17 protein-coding genes are annotated in these 22,068 nt (G+C 69.8%); 15 read left to right on the top strand and 2 right to left on the bottom strand.

All coding sequences use genetic code 11. The features are described 5' to 3' along the window. On the top strand, positions 1 to 756 hold the full coding sequence (locus tag NIE111_RS23245; RefSeq protein WP_238686392.1) for an SDR family oxidoreductase: 756 nt from the start codon (positions 1 to 3) through the stop codon (positions 754 to 756). A 9-nt stretch (positions 757 to 765) separates the two neighbouring features. Here the strand turns inward: NIE111_RS23245 and NIE111_RS23240 are convergent, their stop codons facing one another. Together NIE111_RS23240 and NIE111_RS23235 are read right to left on the bottom strand one after the other, a co-directional pair. Continuing rightward, entirely contained in the window at positions 766 to 2,967 is a 2,202-nt protein-coding gene (locus NIE111_RS23240; RefSeq protein WP_238686391.1) for a hypothetical protein, read from the bottom strand. 177 nt (positions 2,968 to 3,144) lie between these two features. After that, the gene (locus tag NIE111_RS23235; protein WP_238686390.1) at positions 3,145 to 4,116 is read right to left on the bottom strand and encodes an AraC family transcriptional regulator; all 972 of its coding nucleotides are present in this window, start codon (positions 4,114 to 4,116) and stop codon (positions 3,145 to 3,147) included. Between the two features lie 84 nt (positions 4,117 to 4,200). Between NIE111_RS23235 and NIE111_RS23230 the strand changes: the two genes are divergently transcribed. From NIE111_RS23230 to NIE111_RS23165, 14 genes are all read left to right on the top strand, one after another. Next, complete coding sequence (locus NIE111_RS23230) at positions 4,201 to 5,169, top strand: SDR family NAD(P)-dependent oxidoreductase (protein ID WP_238686389.1); 969 nt, start codon at positions 4,201 to 4,203, stop codon at positions 5,167 to 5,169. A 57-nt stretch (positions 5,170 to 5,226) separates the two neighbouring features. Continuing rightward, on the top strand, positions 5,227 to 6,375 hold the full coding sequence (locus NIE111_RS23225) for an FUSC family protein (RefSeq protein ID WP_238686388.1): 1,149 nt from the start codon (positions 5,227 to 5,229) through the stop codon (positions 6,373 to 6,375). Between the two features lie 91 nt (positions 6,376 to 6,466). Then, a complete protein-coding gene (locus NIE111_RS23220) occupies positions 6,467 to 6,991 on the top strand; it encodes a hypothetical protein (RefSeq protein ID WP_238686387.1) in 525 nt (174 codons plus the stop codon). A 73-nt stretch (positions 6,992 to 7,064) separates the two neighbouring features. Continuing rightward, positions 7,065 to 7,907 carry a DUF4097 family beta strand repeat-containing protein gene (locus NIE111_RS23215; RefSeq protein ID WP_238686386.1) on the top strand — a complete coding sequence of 281 codons (843 nt, stop codon included), beginning with the start codon at positions 7,065 to 7,067 and terminating at the stop codon, positions 7,905 to 7,907. A gap of 32 nt (positions 7,908 to 7,939) precedes the next feature. Then, a complete protein-coding gene (locus NIE111_RS23210; RefSeq protein WP_238686385.1) occupies positions 7,940 to 8,917 on the top strand; it encodes an ATP-binding cassette domain-containing protein in 978 nt (325 codons plus the stop codon). Next, positions 8,914 to 9,702, top strand: a complete 789-nt coding sequence (locus NIE111_RS23205; protein ID WP_238686384.1) for an ABC transporter permease — start codon at positions 8,914 to 8,916, stop codon at positions 9,700 to 9,702. The genes NIE111_RS23210 and NIE111_RS23205 overlap by 4 nt, the downstream gene beginning before the upstream one ends. Before the next feature lie 735 nt (positions 9,703 to 10,437). Beyond that, positions 10,438 to 12,120: a ribulokinase gene (araB, locus tag NIE111_RS23200; protein ID WP_238686383.1), complete on the top strand. Its 1,683-nt coding sequence runs from the start codon at positions 10,438 to 10,440 to the stop codon at positions 12,118 to 12,120. After that, complete coding sequence (locus NIE111_RS23195) at positions 12,117 to 12,809, top strand: L-ribulose-5-phosphate 4-epimerase (RefSeq protein ID WP_238686382.1); 693 nt, start codon at positions 12,117 to 12,119, stop codon at positions 12,807 to 12,809. The genes araB and NIE111_RS23195 overlap by 4 nt, the downstream gene beginning before the upstream one ends. Before the next feature lie 129 nt (positions 12,810 to 12,938). Then, positions 12,939 to 13,943, top strand: a complete 1,005-nt coding sequence (locus NIE111_RS23190) for an ABC transporter substrate-binding protein (protein WP_372488391.1) — start codon at positions 12,939 to 12,941, stop codon at positions 13,941 to 13,943. Between the two features lie 191 nt (positions 13,944 to 14,134). Then, complete coding sequence (locus NIE111_RS23185; protein ID WP_238686381.1) at positions 14,135 to 15,676, top strand: sugar ABC transporter ATP-binding protein; 1,542 nt, start codon at positions 14,135 to 14,137, stop codon at positions 15,674 to 15,676. Further along, complete coding sequence (locus tag NIE111_RS23180; RefSeq protein WP_238686380.1) at positions 15,673 to 16,743, top strand: ABC transporter permease; 1,071 nt, start codon at positions 15,673 to 15,675, stop codon at positions 16,741 to 16,743. The genes NIE111_RS23185 and NIE111_RS23180 overlap by 4 nt, the downstream gene beginning before the upstream one ends. Further along, on the top strand, positions 16,740 to 17,729 hold the full coding sequence (gene yjfF / locus NIE111_RS23175; protein ID WP_238686379.1) for a galactofuranose ABC transporter, permease protein YjfF: 990 nt from the start codon (positions 16,740 to 16,742) through the stop codon (positions 17,727 to 17,729). Before NIE111_RS23180 ends, yjfF begins: the two co-directional genes overlap by 4 nt. Positions 17,730 to 17,755: 26 nt before the next feature. Then, entirely contained in the window at positions 17,756 to 19,258 is a 1,503-nt protein-coding gene (gene araA, locus NIE111_RS23170; RefSeq protein WP_238686378.1) for an L-arabinose isomerase, read from the top strand. A 338-nt stretch (positions 19,259 to 19,596) separates the two neighbouring features. Further along, on the top strand, positions 19,597 to 21,702 hold the full coding sequence (locus NIE111_RS23165; protein ID WP_238686377.1) for a family 43 glycosylhydrolase: 2,106 nt from the start codon (positions 19,597 to 19,599) through the stop codon (positions 21,700 to 21,702). Positions 21,703 to 22,068: the final 366 nt, after the last annotated feature.

Below are 22,068 nucleotides of genomic sequence, written 5' to 3'. Positions count from 1 at the left end.
ATGAAGATCGTCGTGATCGGGGGCAGCGGCCTCATCGGCTCCAAGCTCGTGGACCGCCTCGGCGCCCAGGGCCACGAGGCGGTGCCGGCATCGCCGAAGACCGGCGTGAACACCCTGACCGGCGAGGGAGTGGCCGGCGCGCTCACCGATGCCGAGGTCGTCGTCGACGTGTCGAACTCGCCATCGTTCGAGGCCGCCGCCGTACTGGAGTTCTTCGAGACCTCGACCCGGACGCTTCTCGCCGCCGCGTCGGACGCCGGGGTGAACCACTACGTGGCGCTCTCCATCGTGGGGTGCGACCGGATCCCGGACAGCGGGTACATGCGCGCGAAGGTCGCCCAGGAGAAGCTCATCGTCGCGTCCGGACTCCCGTACTCGGTGGTGCACGCCACCCAGTTCTTCGAGTTCCTCCAGGGCATCATCGACACCGCCACTGAAGGCGACACCGTGCACCTCGCGCCGGTGCTCATTCAGCCGATGGCCGCGGACGACGTCGCGGCCGCGGTCGCCGAGGTCGCGCTCGGCGCGCCGACGAACTCCGTGGTCGAGGTCGCCGGCCCGGAGCAGTTCCGCCTCGACGAACTGGGCCGCTCCCTCCTCACCGACCAACAGGACCGTCGTTCGGTGGTGGCCGACCCCGACGCCAGGTACTTCGGCGCCAAGCTGGGCGAACGCTCGCTCGTCCCGGCCGACGGTGCCCGCCTCGCCGGCACCGCCCTGGACGCCTGGCGTACCCGGGCGGGCCGGGAACGCTGAGCCGGCCCGCTACCTCGGCGTCCCGGGCGGGCCGGCCCGCCCACCGAGGCGCTGCACCAACTCCCGTACCGCCTCGATGAACGGCTCGTCGGACTCGCCCGGCCAGTGCCCGTGGATGGCTGGGGCGACGCTGTCCCCGGGGGGTGTCACCACGTCACGGGGGTCACGCTGTCGACGATCCACAGCGGCGGCCGGGTCACCGGTGGTGGCCGGCGCGGGTGCGGGACGTGGCGAGAAGATCCAGCCACCGATGGGGTCGGTGTCGCGCCACAGGTTCACCCAGCGCCAACCCACCCGCTGGCCGATCTCGTGCAGTGCCGCATCGTCGACGTAGGCGGGGAAGAGTCGTGCGTAGAGGCGGCGCAGCGGTGATCCGTGGGTGAGCAGGGCGACCCGGTCGCCGACCTGCGGCGGCAGTTGGAGCACAGTGGCGGCGAGCAGGACCGAGCCGTGGCTGTGCCCGGTGAGCAGCACCGCGTCGCCGCGCTCGACGAGGTAGGTGATCCGGCGGACCAGTTCCGGCACGGCCCGCTCGGCGTAGCAGGGCGGCGCGAACGGGTGGGCGGCCCGGGGCCAGAAGGTGCCGAGGTCCCAGAGGACACCGATGTGCCGGCGGTACGGCTCGGTCCGGTACGCGAAGATGCCGCCGATGATCAGGCCGAGGATGATCGCCGCGATCACCCAGCTGGCGAACACGATGGCGAACGTGGTCGCCGCCGCCGGCAATCCAATGTTCCGCTCGATGACGTCGCCCGGGAACTGCCCGAGCAGGCCGATCGTGGTGGTGGCCGTGCCGAGTCCGGCGAGGCAGCCGTAGACCACTGCCAACGGCACCAGTTTCTCGGTGAAGCGAGCCCGGGCTATCGCGTCTCGGACCTGCCGCAGTCGGGGCCCTGCCTCGGCCGGCGGGTTCGGGAAGTCGCGCGCGACGATCCCCTCGCCAGCCCGGCGTCGACCGCGACGGGAGATCAGGATGACGAGGCCGGCGACGATCGCGGTGATCAGCACCGCGCGGAAGAAGCCGTAGATCGCCCAGACGAAGGCCCGGGGTGGGCCCGCGGCGACGCCCTCCACGGTTGGGGCGTCGCGATCCAGGAAATCCGCCACCCGGCCGACCAGTTCGGCCGAGTACGCCACCGCCATGCTGATCCCGGTGGCGGCGACGACGAGAGCGCCCAGCCCGAACAGCGGGATGGCGCTGCGCTCCCGGCGCTGCTGCCAGAGCAGCACCACGCCCAGCGCGGTCAGCAGCGTCGTCTGGGCCACGAACAGACCAGTCAGCGTCGAGTCGTAGCCGGGGAGCTCCCGCTCCTCTGGCCAGGGTTGCGAACTGGTCAGCACGTGCGCCACGACGACCACGGTCAGGATGATGGCAGCGGTCCGGAGGGTGCGGGTGACCCGGTCGAGCCGCCGGTCGTCGGGGGCCCGGTCGATCAGGGGCGGCGTGCAGAGCAGCCCCACGCAGCCCGCCAGGATCACCCCCGTGACCGCGGTCAGCGCGATCGTGGCCGCCGAAGCGCCACTCGCGCCGCGAGCCAGGAGCAGGGCGAGGTCCAGCGTCGCGAAGGCCACCGCGACATGGATGGCGCGCAACCGGCCCACCAGTGGCTCGGCGTCCCACTGACCGAGGGTGCCGAGTCGGGATGTGGAGATGTCCTCATCGGGTGCGCGAAACGCCTCGAACGTCCGCTCCGGTCGGCAGCTGACCCGCCAGATCAGGCCGATCGCGGCGGCCGGGACCAGCGCGAGCACCGCCAGCCGCAGTCCGACCGGCCGTCCACCCAACCAGGACAACCAACTGCGTCCGGCCAGGCAGTCCGGCGACGCCAGACACTTCCATCCGACGAGGTCCAGGGCGACGCCGGCGATGGCGAGCACGTACAGCACTGTGAGCGTGAGTGCCAGCAGCCGGCAGAGGGACTTGACCGTCGCCTCGGAACTCGGGTTCGCCGGGCGCATCCAGATCGCGACGTTGACAAGCATGAAGGGGAGCAGGAAGACCACCGCCAGGGTGCGGGCCACAGTCCCGGAGGGCAGGTCACCCCAGCGGTACGCCTCACGCGTCACCCCGTGTTCGCCGGTGCTGTCCGAGTACCGGGGGCGCGGCCGGTAGAACCCACCACTGCGGTCACCGGCGACCTGCGCGGTCTGTCCCAGGCCCAGCACCTGTGCGGCGCTCGCGCCGGAGACGCCGTGCACCCGTAGCTCCACGACGCCACCGGAGCTGTCCGCCCCGCTCAACCGCTCTGGCCCATCCCACGTCCCCCCGAGGCGTCTCGCCGTCCGTCCCGCGACCCAGCCTCGACGGCACGCGCCGGGGCCGCCGACCGGGTGACGGCAGCGGGTTCTACCCGAACCGGACCCGCTCAATCTCGACCGGCCGGGGCGCTACCACCCAGGCAGGGCCGGACCGGCGGTCACTGCCGCTTCGGGTACGTCGTTCCGGCCCTCCCTCGCCAGCTCGGTGCGGTAGGCGCGCGGTGAGAGGCCGGTGGTGCGCTTGAAAGCCACGCTGAGCGCGCTCTCCGAGCGGTATCCGACGGCCTGGGCGATGGTGGCGACCGTGTCGGAGCTGCGCCGGATGCGGTCGGCCGCGAGTTCGATCCGCCACCCGGTCAGGTACTCCAGTGGACCCACCCCGACGACCTTCTTGAATCGGGCCGCCAGCGTCGACCGGGAGACGGTGGCCGCCCGGGCGACCTCGTCCACCGTCCACGCGTGCGCGGGTCGTGCGTGCATCGCTCGTAGCGCGGGAGCGACCACCGGGTCGGTGAGACCGGCCAGCCACCCCGAGGTGGGCTGTTCGTGGCGGGCCAGGTGCAGCCGCAGGACTCGGATCAACAGGACCAGCGCCAGGTGCTCGGCGACGAGGTGGGAGCCGAGTCGCGTGGATCGCAGCTCCGCGTCGATCTCGCCGAGGGCCCACTGGACGGTACTGGCCTCCGGGGTGTCGGCGGGCACGTGGATGACCGGCGGGAGGTTGTCGAGCAGGAGGCTGCGTGCCCGTCCGCCCAGGGTGAAGGCACCGCCGATGAGGAACACGTCGTCACCGTCGCCGACGTGCGCCGCACCGTCGGTGGCAGCCGTGAAGATCGGGTACGCGGGCTGGACCGGCACATCAGGGTCGCTGAAGAGGGTGTAGGCCGCCGGTCGGGTCAGCAGGAAGCAGTCGCCCGTACCGAGGTTGATCACCTCGGGGTGGCCGTCGACCCGAAGCGAGCATCGGCCCCGACGGACGGCGTTGAACTTGGCCCCCGTCGGTGGTTCGAAACCGACCGCCCAGCGTCCGCCCCCGACCAGGCCGGCGGAGACGTGGCTCGTCGCGCCGAGCAGGGCCAGGACATCGTCCAGCGGATCCATCCCCACCTCTTCTGGACGCTCACGAAAGTATGAAGGACTCCAGGCTATAGGCAGTCTGATCCGAGCGTTCGTAGCCTGGGTTTCATGACAGCGAACCCACGCCTCATCACCCCGTTCCACGCGCGCACCACCGCCGCCGAGGTCCTCGACGGTGTCGACCTCACCGGACGCCGGATGATCGTCACCGGGGGCGCCTCCGGCATCGGTGTGGAGACGGTGCGCGCGCTGGCCGGGGCCGGCGCCGACGTCACCATCGCGACCCGGAATCCTCGGGCGGCTGACCGGCTCGCCGAGGAGTTCGCCACCGATGCCGCAGTGGGCACCGTCCGGTCGTCCGCCCTCGATCTCTCCGACCTGGCGTCGGTCGACGCCTTCGTCGCGGCCTGGCAGGGCCCGCTCGACGTGCTGGTGGCCAACGCCGGAATCATGGCGATCCCGACCCGCCAGCTGACCGCCGTGGGCTGGGAACTCCAACTCGCGACGAACCACCTCGGCCACTTCGCGCTGGCCCGGGGGCTGCACGACAATCTGCGGGCCGCCGAGGCGGCCCGGGTCGTGATGGTCAGCTCCGGGGCGCACCTTGCCACGCCGTTCGACTTCGACGATCCGCAGTTCGAGCGGCGGCCGTACGATCCGTGGTCGGCCTACGGCCAGTCGAAGACCGCGGAGGTTCTGCTCGCGGTCGGCATCACCCGCCAGTGGGCGGGAGACGGGATCACCGCGAACGCCCTGAACCCCGGGTACATCTTCACCAACCTCCAGCGCCACATCGACGACGACACGATGCGGGCGATGGGCGCGATGGACGAAGCGGGCAACCTCATCGAGGCGGAGTACTACAAGAAGCCCGACCAGGGAGCGTCGACCACGGTCCTGCTCGCCGGCTCACCACTGCTCGACGGCGTCGGCGGCCGGTACTTCGACGACAACCAGGAGGCCGAGGTCGTTCCCGGTGGTCCCGACGCCACCGGCGGAGTCGCCGCCCACGCGCTGGACCCGGCCGCGGCCGACCGGCTCTGGGCGTACGCCGAGAAGGCGCTCGCCTCGCGCTGAGGACGGCCGGGCCGTGCCGGCGAGGATTGACCCGGTCGTGGCGGGGTAGGTGCCGCCATGGTCGCTGCCGGTCGGCGCGGAGCGGACGCGGGCCCGTCGACCGTCGCCCGGTGGTGGGACCGCTTGGTGGCCGCGCTGCGCGACCGGGTCCGACGAGTACGAACCATCGGCGGCCTGGCCCTGCAGGCCGGCCTGGCCGCGGGGCTGTCCTGGTTCGTGGCGCATTCGCTGCTGCAGGTGTCGCAGCCGGTCTTCGCGCCGATCTCCGCCGTCTCGACGCTCGCCGCGTCGGTTGGTCAGCGGTTGCGTCGCACCGTCGAACTGATCATCGGTGTCACCGTCGGAGTGCTGATCGGCGACCTGCTCCTCCTGGTGATCGGCACCGGGTGGTGGCAGCTCGCCCTGATCGTCACGCTGGCGATCGTCGTCGCGCTCTTCCTCGCGGGGAGCGCTGCGGTGGTGGTCCAGGCCGGGGCGACGGCGGTGCTCATCGCCACGCTCAGCCCGGCCGTCCGGGATCTGGAGATCCCCCGGTTCGTGGACGCGCTCGTCGGGGGAGGAGTGGCGCTGCTGGTCACCGCCGTGTTGCTGCCGTTGAACCCGCTGCGCGTGCTCAACCGGGCCGCGCGGCCGGCGTTGGATCTCCTCGCGTCCCAGCTTGACGCCACCGCCGAGGCGTTGACCGAGCGGGATGCCGCTCGGGCCCGTACCGCCCGCAGTGAGCTGCGGCAGAGCGCGGGCCGGTTGAAGGCGTTCGTCGAGGCGACCCAGGGCGCCCGGGAGGCGAGCACCCTGTCGCCGGTGTACTGGCATCAGCGGCACGGGCCGGTGGGCCGCTACGCGCAGGCGGCGGAGCCGATCGACCGGGCGATGCGCAACAGCGGCACCCTGATCCGACGATCGGTGACGCTCATCGAGGACGGCGAGCCGGTGCCGGAGTCGTTGCCGACGGCGGTGGCCGATCTCGCCGAGGCGGTCCGCCTTCTCAAGCGGCAGTTCGCCGCCGGCGCCGAGCCGAACCGGGCCCGGGAGCAGGCGCTACGGGCGGTCCGGACGGCCGGGCACGCCTATCGGGACGGCGTTGGCTTCTCTGGTGCGGTGGTGGTGGCACAGATCCGGACGACCGTCAGTGACCTCCTGGTCGCCTCCGGGCTGAGCCAGGAGGATGCGAATCACCTGGTCAGGAGGCTTTTCGGCGACCTCTGAGAGTCAGGTGACCCGCAGTGGAGCCAGGTGGCGGCGTCTTCTTGAGCCATGACTGTTGCACTCTGAGCCAAAGTGGTGCCATGATGGTGTCATGGAGCTGAGGTCATACGTCGAGAACCTGCGTGACGAGTTCGCCGTGGCTGCGGAGGGCGTGGACCCGGAAGCCCGGGCACTGGCCGAACGACTCTTCGCGCAGTTGGAGGCGGCCACCCGTCTCACGCTGCTCGAAGCGCTGTCCGACGCGGCCGACGAGATCACCCGCGACCTCGCACCGGGCTCGGTGCATGTCCGGTTGCGCGGGCGCGAACCCGACTTCGTGGTGACGCCGGCCAGCCCGCCGGTCGAGGTGGCGAGTGAGCCCAGTGGCCCGCCACCGCTGTCGGTGCCGGTGTCCGCGCCCGACGGCGACGAGGGCGGCACCTCGCGGATCAACCTGCGGATCCCCGACCACCTGAAGGCCAGCGTCGAGGACGCCGCCGGCCGCGCCGGGCTCTCGGTCAACGCCTGGCTGGTGCGCGCCGTCGCCGGTGCCATCGGGGCGGGCGACACGCAGCGTCATCCACCACGCCGGGTGGAGCCGACCTCCGGCCAGCACTTCACCGGCTGGGCCCGCTAACTCTCCGTACCCCTTCCACCGCCACGCCGCTGACCAGCGGCGACCTCCGCCGACCACAGTTCGGGAGACCACCATGCCTATTTTCGAGACGCCAGAACCGATTTCCGTCCAGATCGAGCTGCCGATCGGCGATGCCTGGATCGCCGCGAGCGACCGCACCGACACGGTGGTGACCGTGCGGCCCCGCGACCCGTCGAGCAAGGCCGACGTGGGCGCCGCCGAACAGACCACGGTCGAGTACGCCGCAGGGAAACTGCTGATCCGGGTGCCGAAGAGCTGGCGCCGCTACGGGTTCGGCCCCGGGCCGTCGGTCGACGTCCTGATCGAGGTGCCGACCGGGTCGCGACTGCACGCCGAGTCGTCGTGGGCGGCGTTCCGCAGCGAGGGTCGGCTCGGCGAGTGCCTGATCAAGACCGGCAGCGGCGTCCGGCTCGACGAGACCGGGCCGTTGGAGATCGACAGTAGCCACGGCGAGGTCACGGTCGAGCGTGTGTTGGGCTCCGCCCGGGTGAAGGTCTCATCCGGCAAGGTGCGCCTCGGCGCGGTCGACGGCACCGTCGAGATCAAGAATTCGTCCGGCGACTGCTGGATCGGCCGCAGCGGCGGCGCGGCCCGGATCAACACGGCCTACGGCGACATCACAGTGGACGCGTCGACGGCCTCGGTGACGGCCCGCACCGCCTACGGGAACCTCCGGCTGGGTGAGGTCGTCCGGGGGGCGGTCGACCTGCAGACCTCCTACGGTGCGATCGAGGTCGGCATCCGTCGCGGGACCGCCGCCTGGCTCGACCTCAGTTCCAAGCACGGCCGCGTGCACAACGCGCTGGAGTCGACCGACAGCCCGGCGCAGACCGACGAGACGGCCGAGGTTCGCGCGAACACCTCCTACGGCGACATCACGATCCGTCGCGCCTGACAACCCGCACGACGACCACAAATGAGGAGACCATGACCAACTCCATGAACCCCGCGATCGTCGCCACCGACCTGCGCAAGTCCTACGGCGACAAGGTCGTGCTGGACGGCATCGACCTGATGATCACCGAGGGCACCATCTTCGCGTTGCTCGGTCCGAACGGCGCCGGCAAGACCACCACGGTGCAGATTCTCTCCACCCTGATCGACGCCGACGGCGGCAACGCCCGCGTCTTCGGCCACGACCTGACCCGGGAACCCGACGCGGTACGCGCCCTGATCGGCGTCACCGGCCAGTTCTCCGCCGTCGACAACCTGCTCACCGGTCGGGAGAACCTGACCCTGATGGCCGACCTGTGCCACCTGGACAGGGCCGCCGGTCGGCGGCGCATCGCCGACCTGCTCGACCAGTTCGACCTGACCGAGGCGGCGGGCAAGCCGGTGTCCACGTACTCCGGCGGCATGCGCCGCCGGCTCGACCTCGCGATGACCCTGGTCGGCGAGCCCCGCGTCATCTTCCTCGACGAGCCGACCACTGGCCTCGACCCGCGCAGCCGCCGGGCCATGTGGCACATCATCCGCGCACTCGCCGCCGAGGGCGTGACCATCCTGCTCACCACGCAGTACCTGGAGGAGGCCGACCAGCTCGCCGACCGGGTGGCGTTCCTCGACCACGGCCGGCTCATCGCCGAGGGCACGCCGCGCGAGCTCAAGCGGCTCATCCCAGGCGGCCACGTCGTGCTGCAGTTCGCCGACCAGGAAGGGCTCGACGTGGCGGCCCGGACGTTCGGGGCCGCCACCCGGGACGACGCGGCCCTCACCCTCCAGGTGCCGAGTGACGGCGGGGTCGGGTCGCTGCGATCCCTGCTCGACCAGCTCGACAGCGCCTCGATCAGCGTGGCGGGGCTCTCCGTGCACACCCCCGACCTTGACGACGTCTTCCTCACCCTCACCGGTCAGCCCGACACCCGGGCCAGCCGACCCGACCACGAAAGGGCTCCCGCGCGATGAGCACCCTCTCCCTCGCCGTCCGCGACTCGAGCACGATGCTGCGGCGCAACCTGCTGCACATGCGGCGGTACCCGTCGATGACGTTCCTGCTCATCGGCATCCCGATCATCATCCTGCTGCTCTTCGTCTACGTCTTTGGCGGCACGCTCGGCGCCGGCCTCGGCCCGTCCGGCGACCGCTCCCAGTACGCCAACTACGTCACCCCCGGCATCCTGCTCATCACAGTGGTCAGCGCCGCGCAGGGCACCGCCATCTCGGTCGCGATGGACATGACCGAGGGGATCATCGCCCGGTTCCGCACGATGTCGATCTTCCGACCGTCGGTCCTGACGGGTCACGTACTGGGCAGCCTGGCGCAGACCCTGCTCAGCCTCGTGGCCGTCACCGTCGTGGCGCTGCTGGTCGGGTTCCGGCCCAACGCCAACGCTGTGGAGTGGCTCGCGGCGATCGGCGTGCTCGCCATGATCACCTTTGCGCTGACCTGGCTGTCCGTCGCCCTCGGCCTGGTCAGTGACAGTGTCGAGACGGCCAGCAACCTGCCCATGCCGCTGATCCTCCTGCCGTTCCTCGGCAGTGGGTTCGTCCCCACCGACTCGATGCCGACCGCCGTGCGGTTGTTCGCGGACTACCAGCCCTTCACGCCCGTCATGGAGACCCTTCGCGGCCTGCTCCTCGGTACCGGGATCGGCGCCAACGGGATCATCGCGGTCGTCTGGTGTGTCGTCATCACGGTGGGCTGCTTCCTGTGGGCCAAGGCCCTGTACAACCGCAACCGGACAGCCTGATTCGACCGGCGCGCTCGGTCCCGCCAACGCAACGAAGAGCCGGCGGCTTGGCCCACAGGGGTCGGGCCGCCGGCTCGTGGCGTCCCCGGGATCCGGCGGCTCGGCGGCGCGAGTGCGTGAAGGGGCGGCGGATTGCCGGTGCGAGTGCGTGATCGACTCAGCTTCGTGACGTCGGCCGATCGCGCCGCCGTGGACCCCGCGACTTCAAGGAACGCGAGTGGATCGTCCGCCCGACGCGTCTTTGGGCGCCGCGGGCCGACCGGGCGGCACGGGCGCGCCAAGACGTTGAATGTTATCGATAACACCGGGCCGCCGTCCGGCTTCGCGCCGGGCGGGTCGCCCTCCGGAGCGCTCAGCCATGAGCCCGCATGGTCGTCGATGGCTGTCGAGTGGATCCGAGCGCGCGACCGCGGCGCCCCGGGAATGTTATCGCTGCCATCATCGCCGGGGGAACAAGTGGTCGCTATCGGACCACGATGCCGCGATGTGCGGCGTCCTGGACCTGTCGCGTCGCCTGTTGACGGGTCTCCGGGCGGCGGTCGTACCGGCCGTGGGCCCCATTCGTCGGATGGCTGCGGCAGTTGAGGCAGAAATCTTGGGGTTTGCACCGGTCCGCTATCTACCCTCCCGAGTCGGTCCGCCTTCCGCGTTCCGTTACGGAGCTGTTGCGGGTAGATGTCTTGACGAGCCTGGATGTGAGCGTTAACACTATCCCCGTTAACGGTGGAGGTGAACATGAACCGTGTGGACGGAGCTAACGACCGCTACGTCGTCGGTGTCGACTACGGCACCCTGTCCGGGCGAGCTCTGGTGGTCCGTGTCGGCGATGGTGCCGAGTTGGGGACCGCGGTGCACGAGTATGGCGATGGCGTGATCAGCACGGCGCTTCCGGGAGGTCGAACCCTGCCCCCGGACTGGGCCCTGCAGAACCCGCAGGACTACCGCGACGTTCTGCGGTACGCCGTCCCGGCGGCGGTATCCGCCGCGGGGGTGGACCCGGCGGCGGTGGTCGGCATCGGCATCGACTTCACCGCCTGCACCGTGCTGCCGACGCTCGCCGACGGCACCCCGCTGTGCGAGACGCCCGAGCTGCGCGACCGACCGCACGCCTGGGTCAAGCTGTGGAAGCACCACGCCGCGCAGCCGCACGCCGACCGGATCAACGCGCTGGCCCATGAGCGGGCCGAGCCGTGGATCGGCCGGTACGGCGGCAAGATCTCCGCCGAGTGGCAGTACGCCAAGGGCCTGCAGATCCTGGAGGAAGACCCGGAGGTCTACGACCGGGCCGAGCGCTTCATCGAGGCGGCCGACTGGATCGTCTGGCAACTCTGCGGCACCGAGACCCGCAACGTCTGCACGGCCGGCTACAAGGGCATCCTGCAGGACGGTCACTACCCCTCCGAGGGCTTCCTGACCGCGCTCAACCCCAACTTCGGCGACTTCGTGGCCAAGCTGGACGGCCCGTTGCTGCCCCTCGGCGCCCGGGCCGGCGCGCTCACCGCCCAGGCCGCCGCCTGGACCGGCCTGCCGGAGGGGATCGCGGTGGCCGTCGGCAACGTCGACGCGCACGTCACCGCTGCGTCCGCGCAGGCGGTGCAGCCCGGTCGGCTGGTCGCCATCATGGGCACCTCGACCTGCCACGTCGTCAACGGCGCGGAGGTCGCCGAGGTGGCCGGCATGTGCGGTGTGGTCGACGGCGGCATCAGCCCCGGCGCGTGGGGTTACGAGGCCGGGCAGAGCGGCGTCGGCGACATCTTCGGCTGGTTCGTCGACCACGCCGCTCCGGCCGGCGTCGACTCGCACGAACGCCTCACCGAGCTGGCCGCGAGTCAGCCCGTCGGCGCGCACGGCCTGATCGCGTTGGACTGGTGGAACGGCAACCGCTCCCTGCTGGTCAACCACGACCTCAGCGGGATGATCGTCGGCATGACCCTGGCCACCCGGCCAGCGGACATCTACCGGGCCCTGCTGGAGTCCACCGCGTACGGCACCCGGATGATCATCGAGGCGTTCGTCGACGCCGGAGTCCCGGTGAACGACCTGGTGATCGCCGGCGGTCTGACAAACAACGCGCTGCTGATGCAGATCTACGCCGACGTGACCAGGCGACCGCTGAACATCATCGCCTCGGCGCAGGGGCCGGCGCTGGGCTCGGCGATCCACGCTGCCGTCGCCGCCGGTGAGTTCCCCTCGATCCACGAGGCGTCGCAGGCGATGGGTCGGGTGCACGAGGCCGTCTACCGTCCGGACCCCGAGCGGGCCCGCGCCTACGACGCCCTCTACGCCGAGTACCGGGCGCTGCACGACCACTTCGGTCGTGGCGGCAACGACGTCATGCTCCGCCTTCGGGCGATCCGCAACGCGGCGGTCGAGACCGCCGCGACCACCCACGAGGCCCCGCTGGAGGTGGTGGCGTGAACGCCGAGGTGACCCGACAGATCGCCGAGCTGCGCGAGACCGTCGCCCGCCTGCACGCCGAGCTGACCCGGTACAACCTGGTCGCCTGGACGTCCGGCAACGTCTCCGCGCGGGTCCCCGGCCAGGACCTGATGGTGATCAAGCCGAGTGGGGTGAGCTACGACGACCTCACCGCGGCCACGATGGTGGTGTGCGACCTCGACGGCGTACTCGTCGAGGGCGACTTCGCTCCGTCCAGCGACACCGCCGCCCACGCCTACGTCTACCGGGCCATGCCCGAGGTCGGTGGGGTCGTGCACACGCACAGCTCGTACGCGACCGCCTGGGCCGCGTGTGGGGAGTCGATCCCGTGCCACCTCACCGCCCAGGCCGACGAGTTCGGTGGGGAGATCCCGATCGGCCCGTTCGCGCTGATCGGCGGCGACGACATCGGCAAGGGCATCGTCGCCACGCTCGCCGGGCACCGCTCGCCCGCGGTGCTGATGCGCAACCACGGCGTGTTCACCATCGGCCGCGACGCCCGCGCGGCGGTCAAGGCGGCGGTCATGTGCGAGGACGTGGCCCGCACCGCGCACCTGGCCCACACCCTCGGGCAGCCGGTCCCGATGGCACAGGCCGACATCGACTCGCTCTACGACCGCTACCAGAACGTCTACGGCCAACAACCAGTCGCACCGGCGGGTTCCTGACCCTGCACCGATAAACCGGGACCCGTCGGTCTGCACCACGACGCACCAGCACGCACCACCCGCGTACGCCGCTCTTTCGCACCTCGGCGGTTGGCGCGGTTACCCACCACATCCAGCCAAGGAGATTCGATGGGAAAGATGCGAACGCAGTCCGCTCCGTGGCGCGCTGCCGCGGTCCTCGCCAGCGTGCTGCTGGTCGGCGGCGTGGCGGCCTGCGGCAATAGCGACACGGGCGGCGGCGGCACCAAGGACGACGGCAAGATCACGATGGGCTTCTCCCAGGTCGGCGCGGAGAGCGGGTGGCGTACCGCGAACACCACCTCGATCAAGGAGGCCGCCACGGCAGCCGGGATCGAGCTGAAGTTCGACGACGCTCAGCAGAAGCAGGAAAACCAGATCAAGGCGATCCGCAACTACATCCAGCAGAAGGTCGACGTCATCGCCTTCTCGCCGGTGGTGGAGTCCGGGTGGGACACCGTGCTCAAGGAGGCCAAGGACGCCGACATCCCGGTCATCCTGACCGACCGCTCGGTGGACTCGGCCGACAAGTCGCTGTACAAGACCTTCCTCGGCTCGGACTTCGTCAAGGAGGGCAAGCTCGCCGGTGAGTGGCTGGTCGAGCAGAAGAAGACCGCCTCGGGCCCGGTGAACATCGTCGAGCTGCAGGGCAACACGGGTGCGGCGCCGGCGAACGATCGCAAGAAGGGCTTCGGTGAGGCGATCGCCGCCAACCCGAACCTGAAGATCATCGCTTCCCAGCCGGGTGACTTCACTCGCGCCGGCGGCAAGCAGGTCATGGAGCAGTTCCTCAAGGCCAACAAGAAGATCGACGTGTTGTTCGCGCACAACGACGACATGGGTCTGGGCGCGCTCGAGGCGATCACCGCCGCCGGCAAGGTGCCCGGCAAGGACATCACCATCATCACCGTCGACGCCGTCAAGGACGGCATGCAGGCTCTCGCCGACGGGAAGTTCAACTTCATCGCGGAGTGCAGCCCGCTGCTCGGCCCGCAGCTGATGGACCTGGCCAAGAAGGTCCACGCGGGCGAGGAGGTGCCGACTCGGATCGAGACCGAGGAGACCACCTTCACGACCGAGCAGGCCAAGGAAGCTCTGCCCAACCGTAAGTACTGATCGACGACGGGGTCGCCGCGTTCGCGTGGCGGCCCCGCCGCGTCGCTTTCCTACCCGAAACGGACCGGGCTTGGCCCGCGACGACCTCCGAACCACGCCCGCCCGAGCGGCCCTCCCCAGGGACGACCGGGCGGGCGTGGCGGGAGCGTAGCGGCCCTTCCGTGTCGACAACCCAGAAGAGGTCTGATGGGATGACGGATAGCCGTCCGGTCCTGACGATGACCGGGATCAGCAAGTCCTTCCCCGGGGTGCGCGCACTCCACGACGTCAACTTCCGGCTCTTTCCCGGCGAGGTGCACGCCCTGATGGGCGAGAACGGCGCCGGCAAATCCACGCTCATCAAGGTGCTCACCGGCGTCTACGACACCGACCAGGGCGCGATCACCCTCGACGGCGAGCCCGTGTCGTTCACCGGGCCGATGCAGGCGACCGCCGCCGGTGTCAGCACCGTTTTCCAGGAAGTCAACCTCTGCACCAACCTCTCGGTGGCGGAGAACATCTTCATCGGCCGTGAGCCTCGGGTCTTCGGCGCCGTCCGCTGGGGTGAGGTCCGCCGCCGCGCCCGAGCCCTGCTGGCCCGCCTCGACCTCGACCTCGACGTCAGCGCGCCACTCGGCTCGTACTCGCTCGCGATCCAGCAGATGGTCGCCATCGCCCGCGCCATCGACATCAAGGCCCGGGTGCTGATCCTGGACGAACCGACGTCCAGCCTCGACGCCGGCGAGGTGGCGCAGCTGTTCCGCATCATGCGGCAACTGCGCGACGAGGGCATCGCGATCCTGTTCGTGACCCACTTCCTCGACCAGGTCTACGAGATCGCCGACCGGATCACCGTGCTGCGCAACGGCGGGCTCGTCGGCGAGTACCTCACCACCGAGCTGCCCCAGCTCTCCCTGGTCGAGAAGATGATCGGCAAGGAACTCGACGTCCTGGAGGGCATCGAGGAGCACTCCCGGCGGGATCTGGCCGCGCTGGAGGAGGGCACGCCCCTGGTGGCGGTGTCGAACTTCGGTCGGTCGGGTGCTGTCGAGCCGTTCAGCCTCACCATTCACGCTGGCGAGGTGGTGGGTCTTGCCGGCCTGCTGGGCTCGGGGCGTACCGAGGTCGCGCGGTTGCTGTTCGGCGCGGACCGGACCGACGGCGGCCAGGTCGCGATCGACGGCACGGCGAGCAGCCTGCGCACCCCGGCGCAGGCCATCGACCACGGTGTGGGCTTCTGTTCGGAGAACCGCAGGGCCGAGGGGATCGTCGCGGACCTGTCGGTCCGCGAGAACATGATCCTCGCCATGCAGGCGGCCCGCGGCTGGCTGCGGCCCATCCCGCGTCGCCGCCAGGACGAGCTGGTCGACAAGTACGTCAAGGCCCTCAACATCCGGCCCGCCGACCCGGAGGTGCCGGTCCGCAACCTCTCCGGCGGTAACCAGCAGAAGGTGCTGCTGGCCCGGTGGCTGATCACCGAGCCGCGACTGCTGATCCTCGACGAGCCCACCCGGGGCATCGACATCGGGGCGAAGACCGAGATCCAGAAGCTCGTGACGCAGCTGTCCGACGGTGGCATGGCGGTGCTGTTCATCTCCGCCGAGCTGGAGGAGGTGCTGCGCCTCAGCCACAAGGTGGCCGTCATGCGGGACCGGCAGATGGTCGCGCAGCTCGCCAACGACGAGAGCCTGGACGCCGACCGCATCATGCAGACCATCGCCAGCGGATCCCACCGGGAGGAGGCAGACCGATGAACGACACCATGAGCCGCTATCGGACGATGATCGGTCACCGGCTGTTCTGGCCCGCCGCCGTGCTGTTCGTCATGCTCGCCGCGAACACGATCTACCGGCCCGGGTTCCTGTCCATCGAGCTCAAGGACGGGCACCTGTACGGCACGCCCGTCGACATCCTGCGGCTGAGCGCACCGCTGATCCTGGTCGCGCTGGGCATGACCCTGGTCATCTCCACCGGCGGCATCGACCTGTCGGTGGGTTCGCTCTGCGCGATCAGCGGCGCGATCGCCTGCATGTACATCAGCAAGCAGCCCGACCAGAACAGCCTCGGCGTGGTGGTGACCGCCCTCGCGATGGCGATGGGCGTCTCGCTGGTGCTCGGCGCCTGGAACGGTGTGCTGGTGGCCGTGATCGGGATCCAACCGATCATCGCCACCCTGATCCTTATGGTCGCCGGGCGGGGTCTCGCCCAGCTGATCACCGAGGGTCAGATCATCACCATCAACTCCGAGCCGTACCGGGCGATCGGCCTGGGCCACGCGTTGACCCTGCCGTTGGCCATCTTCATCGCGCTCGCCGCGGCCCTGCTGGTCGCGGCGTTCACCCGTCGCACCGCACTCGGCATGATCATCGAGTCGGTCGGCGGCAACGCCATGGCCAGCCGGCTCGCCGGTATCCGGTCCGGCCGGGTCATCTTCCTCGCGTACGTGATCAGCGCCGCGTGTGCCGCGGTCGCCGGTTTCATGATGACGGCCAACGTCTCCAGTGCCGACGGCAACGCCGTCGGCCTCTGGGTCGAGCTGGACGCGATCCTCGCGGTCGTCATCGGCGGTACGTCCCTCGCGGGCGGCCGGTTCTTCCTGAGTGGCACGATCATCGGCGCGCTGATCATCCAGACCCTGACGACCACCGTGTACGCCATGGACATCTCACCGCAGACCTCGCTGCTGTTCAAGGCGGTCGTCGTCATCGCCGTCTGCCTGATCCAGGCACCGGCCTTCCGGGCCCGGTTCAGCCGACGGAGGCGTAACGTCCCGCCGCCCGCCACCATCGCCGACAAGCCGAAGGAGCAGGTGCCGGCATGACCACTGGAACGCTTACCGCCGGTCGTACCCGGTTCCGGCTGCCGAGGAAGCAGATACCGGTCCTGGCGACGCTCGCCCTGCTGCTGGTGATGTACGGCATCGGCGTCTCGCAGTACACGGCGTTCTCCAACGTCCAGGTCATCTTCAACGTCTTCATCGACAACAGCTTCCTGCTCGTCGTCGCGGTGGGCATGACCTTCGTGATCCTCACCGGTGGCATCGACCTGTCGGTCGGTTCGGTGGTCGCGATGACGGCGATGGTGTCGGCCGCGCTGCTGCAGGACGGCATGCCGGCGGCGTTGGTGCTGGTCATCGCCCTGCTCATCGGTCCGACGCTCGGCCTGTTGATGGGCTGCGTGATCCACTTCTTCGAGATCCAGCCGTTCATCGTCACGCTCGCCGGGATGTTCTTCGCCCGGGGCATGTGCACCTTCATCTCCGGCGCGTCGGTCCCGATCACCGACGGGTTCTGGACCTCGATGTCGCAGGAGCGGATCGGTAACCCCCAGGGCAACTTCGTGTCGATCAGCGTGCTGATCGCCTTCGTGGTGGTCGCCATCGCCGCGTACACGCTGGCCTACACCCGGCTGGGTCGCAACGTGTACGCCATCGGCGGCAACCCGCAGTCGGCGCTGCTGATGGGCCTGCCGGTGGGGCGGACCCGGATCGCCGTCTACACGATCAGTGGTCTCTGCTCGGCCATCGGCGGCATCCTGCTGTCCTTCTACACCCTCTCCGGTGCGCCGCTGATCGCCGTGGGGATGGAGCTGGACGTCATCGCCGCCGTCGTCATCGGTGGCACTGTGCTCACCGGCGGCGCGGGTTACGTCTTCGGCACGGTGCTCGGCGTGCTGGTCCTCGGCGTGATCCAGACCCTCATCACCTTCGATGGGAGCCTCAACTCCTGGTGGACCAAGATCGTGATTGGCGGTCTGCTCTTCGCGTTCATCCTCCTCCAGCGCCTCATCGGAATCCGTTACAAGTGACCGCCCCTCTCGCGGAAGGCAACTCCATGGCACCACACACCGAACCCGAGATCTGGTTCCTCACCGGCAGCCAAGGCATGTACGGCGAGGAGACGCTCCGCCAGGTGGCCGAGCAGTCTCGCCAGATCGCGGCCGCACTCGACGACTCGCCGCAGATTCCCGCCCGCGTGGTCTGGAAGCCCGTCCTGACCAACAGCGGTGAGATCCTGCAGGTCTGTCGGGACGCCGCCGCTCAGGGTGCCGTCGGGGTCATCGCCTGGATGCACACGTTCTCACCGGCCAAGATGTGGATCTCCGGTCTGGACGCGTTGCAGACACCGCTGCTGCACCTGCACACCCAGGCCAACGTTCTGCTGCCGTGGAACGACATCGACATGGACTTCATGAACCTGAACCAGGCCGCCCACGGCGACCGCGAGTTCGGGTACATCCAGACGCGTCTCGGTGTGGCCCGCAAGACCGTGGCCGGGCACGTCAGCGACCCGCGGGTGACCACTCGGGTCGGGGCGTGGGCCCGTGCCGCGCTGGGCTGGTCGGCGATGCGGTCGCTGCGCCTGGCCCGCTTCGGTGACAACATGCGCGACGTCGCGGTGACCGAGGGCGACAAGGTCGAGGCCGAGCTGCGGTTCGGGGTCTCGGTCAACACCTACGGCGTCAACGACCTGGTCGAGGTGGTCGGCGAGGTCACCGACGCGCAGGTGGACGACCTGGTCAAGGAGTACGAGGACACCTACCGCATCGTCGGGGAGCTGCTGCCCGGCGGCGAGCAGCACGACTCCCTGCGGTACGCCGCGCGCCTGGAGTTGGGCATGCGCGCCTTCCTGGACGCGGGCGGGTTCCGGGCCTTCACGACGAACTTCGAGGACCTCGGGGGGCTGCGTCAGCTGCCGGGCATCGCCGTGCAGCGGTTGATGGCGGACGGCTACGGCTTCGGCGGCGAGGGCGACTGGAAGACCTCGGTCCTGGTCCGCACCCTCAAGGCGATGTCGGTGGGCGTGAGCGGCGGCACGTCGTTCATGGAGGACTACACCTACGACCTCACCCCGGGCAACGAGTTGGTGCTCGGCGCCCACATGCTGGAGGTCTGCCCGACCATCGCCTCCGACGTGCCCAACGTGGAGATCCACCCGCTGAGCATCGGTGGCCGGGAGGACCCGGTCCGGCTGGTGTTCGACGCCGCATCCGGTCCGGCCGTGGTGCTCGGGCTGTCCGACATGGGCGAGCGCTTCCGGCTGGTGGCCAACGAGATCGACGTGGTGGCCCCGCCGCAACCGCTGCGCCGGTTGCCGGTCGCCCGTGCCGTCTGGCGTCCGCGCCCGGACCTGCCGGTCTCGGCCGAGGCATGGATCACCGCGGGCGCCCCGCACCACACGGTGCTGTCGCAGGCGGTGGGCGTGGAGGAGCTGCACGACCTGGCGGAGATGAGCCGTACCGAGCTGGTCGTCATCGACGCCGACACGGAGCCCCGCCGCTTCGCCGACGAGCTGCGCTGGAACCAGGCCTACCACCGGCTGGCCCGCGGCTTCTGATTCGCGCTGTCGGATCGTACGGAAACGGGTGGTCCACCCCTGCCTGCGGGCGGGGGTGGACCACCCGTTCGCGTGTGCGCCAGCCGGGCCCCGAGGCGATTGTGTTACGCCTTGACTAACAGCATGTTATCGCTCACAGTCTATAACCAAGATGGTCGATGTCGTTGGCTGGTCCGGCCGCGCGCGCGTCCTAACCCCGCGGTTTCGGCACCTGGTCACCGCGACGGTCGGGCGAGCGGTGTTAGCGATCACATGGCCGGGCATGGTCAGCTCGGTGCCCCGCCCGGTGCCGCGGACGCCGACCCAGACCGCACGGTTCGCGTCAGCAGAGGAGGATCATGCTTTCCATCGGTCGGGTTCCCCGGGGTGCGCCACGACGGCGCGGGTGGCTGTCGAGACTCGCCGTCGCCGCGATGGTGCTGGTGGTCGGCGGCGCGGCTGCGGCCGTCGCCTCGTCGCCGGCGTCAGCGGCCACCGTCGACACCAGCGCCTGGTACGTGTTGGTGAACCGCAACAGTGGCAAGGCCGTGGACGTGTACAACCTGGCCACCACCGACGGTGCGCGGATCACCCAGTGGACGCGCAACAACGGCAATCAGCAGCAGTGGCAGTTCGTGGACTCCGGAGGCGGCTACTACCGACTCAAGTCGAGGTTGTCGGGCAAGGTGCTGGACGTCTCCGGCCGCTCGACCGCCAACGGCGCCAGCGTCGTGCAGTGGAGCGACAACAACGGCACCAACCAGCAGTTCCGGCTGGCCGACTCGGACGGCGGGTACGTCCGGTTGATCAACCGGAACAGCAACAAGGTGATGGAGGTGCAGGGCGCCTCGACCGCCGACGGCGGCAACATCGTGCAGTACGACGACTGGAACGGCACCAACCAGCAGTGGCAGCTCGTCCGCGTCGACGGCGGGACCGACCCCACGACACCACCCCCGTCGAACGGCACGTACCCGAACCCGGTGGTCTGGCAGGACTTCGCCGACGTCGACATCATCCGGGTGGACAACGCCTACTACATGTCGGCGTCCACCATGCACTACTCGCCCGGCGCGCCGGTCCTGCGCTCGTACGACCTGGTGAACTGGGAGTTCGCCGGCCACTCCGTACCCAAGCTCGACTTCGGCTCGAAGTACGACATGAGCGGTGGTAACGCCTACGTCGACGGGATCTGGGCGTCGACGCTGAACTACCGGCCGAGCAACAAGACGTACTACTGGGCCGGGTGCATCGACTTCGCCCAGACCCACATCTACACCGCGTCCGCCGTCGACGGCGCCTGGAGCAAGCACGCCACCATCCCCAACTGCTACTACGACGCGGGGATGCTGGTCGACGACAACGACACCATGTACGTGGCGTACGGCAACGGCACCATCAGCGTGGCGCAGCTGTCCGCGGACGGGAAGTCCCAGGTCCGCGCCCAGCAGGTCTACCAGACGCCGTCGAGCATCGGGACGCTGGAGGGCGCCCGCTTCTACAAGCGCAACGGCGCCTACTACATCTGGCTCACCCGCCCGGCCAACGGCCAGTACGTGCTGAAGTCGACGAACGGCCCGTTCGGCCCGTACGAGCAGCGGCAGGTGCTGCTCAACCTGCCCGGCCCGATCTCCGGTGGCGGTGTGCCGCACCAGGGTGGGCTGGTGCAGACCCAGAACGGCGACTGGTACTACATGTCCTTCGTCGACGCGTACCCCGGTGGTCGGATGCCGGCCATGGCCCCGATCACCTGGACCGGCGACGGCTGGCCGGTGCTGCAGACTGTCAACGGCACGTGGGGCAGCTCGTACCCGAAGCCGAACCTGCCCGCGCCGCCCCGGGCGGTCAAGCCGCTCACCGGCACCGACACGTTCGCCGGCACCACGCTCGGCCCGCAGTGGGAGTGGAACCACAACCCGGACGCCAGCAAGTGGTCGGTCAACAACGGGCTGAACCTGCAGACCGCCACAGTCACCGGCGACCTGTACAAGGCGCGCAACACGCTGACCCACCGCATCCAGGGCCCCACCTCGACGGCGACGATCGAGTTGGACTACTCCACCATGCGCGACGGTGATCGCACCGGCCTGGCGGTGCTGCGCAACTCGTCGGCCTGGATCGGAGTCCGACGGGACAACGGCTCCACCCGACTGGTCATGCAGAACGGTCTGACGATGGACGGCAGCTGGAACACCACCAGCACCGGCAGCGAGGTGGCGAGCACCGCCGTCTCCGGTGGCCGGATCTGGTTGCGCGCCAACGCCGACATCAGACCCGGCTCCGGCCGACAGGCCCGTTTCTCGTACAGCACCGACGGGGTGAACTTCACCTCGTTCGGCAATGCCCTGACGCTGGCGAACAACTGGCAGTTCTTCATGGGCTACCGGTTCGCCATCTTCAACCACGCGACGCAGGCGCTTGGTGGCGCGGTCACCGTGCGGCGCTTCGACCTGACCACCCCGTGACACCGGTCACACGACTATCGCACTAAGCGGTGGCGCTGGCGACGCAGCCCAGGCGGCATGTGAAGTCCGCGCCACCGCGTCAGGTCCTCGCCGGCCTGTTCCACGCTCTGCCCAGGGGCGAGGGCAGGCCGGCGTACCACATCAGGACCGCGTCCCGTGCCAGTTGGTGGGGGACTCCGAACGGGCACCGCGTTGTACGGCTTCGGCGCCTCGAGCGGTCCCCGCACGGGCGTGCCGTGTTCGGGGCCGTTGCTGGCGTAGACTGTCGGCGATCCAGCGCTGGTCACCTGGGATTCAGCACCGGCGTGGTGACTGAGCGAGGGGGATCGGGCCGGGCCGCTCCAGTCGACGTCGACGGGCCGCGGG

The organism is Micromonospora hortensis (genome assembly GCF_022230935.1).
In the GTDB taxonomy this organism is placed as follows: domain Bacteria; phylum Actinomycetota; class Actinomycetes; order Mycobacteriales; family Micromonosporaceae; genus Micromonospora; species Micromonospora hortensis.
This window is presented reverse-complemented; position numbering and strand designations above follow the sequence as displayed.

Bases quoted from the DNA above. Each gene is read 5' to 3' on its own strand.
- NIE111_RS23205 (WP_238686384.1), top strand. From the start codon at position 8,914: ATGAGCACCCTCTCCCTCGCCGTCCGCGACTCGAGCACGATGCTGCGG.
- NIE111_RS23190 (WP_372488391.1), top strand. From the start codon at position 12,939: ATGGGAAAGATGCGAACGCAGTCCGCTCCGTGGCGCGCTGCCGCGGTC.
- araB (WP_238686383.1), top strand. From the start codon at position 10,438: ATGAACCGTGTGGACGGAGCTAACGACCGCTACGTCGTCGGTGTCGAC.
- NIE111_RS23225 (WP_238686388.1), top strand. From the start codon at position 5,227: ATGGTCGCTGCCGGTCGGCGCGGAGCGGACGCGGGCCCGTCGACCGTC.
- NIE111_RS23185 (WP_238686381.1), top strand. From the start codon at position 14,135: ATGACGGATAGCCGTCCGGTCCTGACGATGACCGGGATCAGCAAGTCC.
- NIE111_RS23235 (WP_238686390.1), bottom strand. From the start codon at position 4,116: ATGGATCCGCTGGACGATGTCCTGGCCCTGCTCGGCGCGACGAGCCAC.
- NIE111_RS23245 (WP_238686392.1), top strand. From the start codon at position 1: ATGAAGATCGTCGTGATCGGGGGCAGCGGCCTCATCGGCTCCAAGCTC.
- NIE111_RS23215 (WP_238686386.1), top strand. From the start codon at position 7,065: ATGCCTATTTTCGAGACGCCAGAACCGATTTCCGTCCAGATCGAGCTG.
- NIE111_RS23180 (WP_238686380.1), top strand. From the start codon at position 15,673: ATGAACGACACCATGAGCCGCTATCGGACGATGATCGGTCACCGGCTG.
- NIE111_RS23220 (WP_238686387.1), top strand. From the start codon at position 6,467: ATGGAGCTGAGGTCATACGTCGAGAACCTGCGTGACGAGTTCGCCGTG.
- araA (WP_238686378.1), top strand. From the start codon at position 17,756: ATGGCACCACACACCGAACCCGAGATCTGGTTCCTCACCGGCAGCCAA.
- NIE111_RS23230 (WP_238686389.1), top strand. From the start codon at position 4,201: ATGACAGCGAACCCACGCCTCATCACCCCGTTCCACGCGCGCACCACC.
- yjfF (WP_238686379.1), top strand. From the start codon at position 16,740: ATGACCACTGGAACGCTTACCGCCGGTCGTACCCGGTTCCGGCTGCCG.
- NIE111_RS23165 (WP_238686377.1), top strand. From the start codon at position 19,597: ATGCTTTCCATCGGTCGGGTTCCCCGGGGTGCGCCACGACGGCGCGGG.
- NIE111_RS23210 (WP_238686385.1), top strand. From the start codon at position 7,940: ATGACCAACTCCATGAACCCCGCGATCGTCGCCACCGACCTGCGCAAG.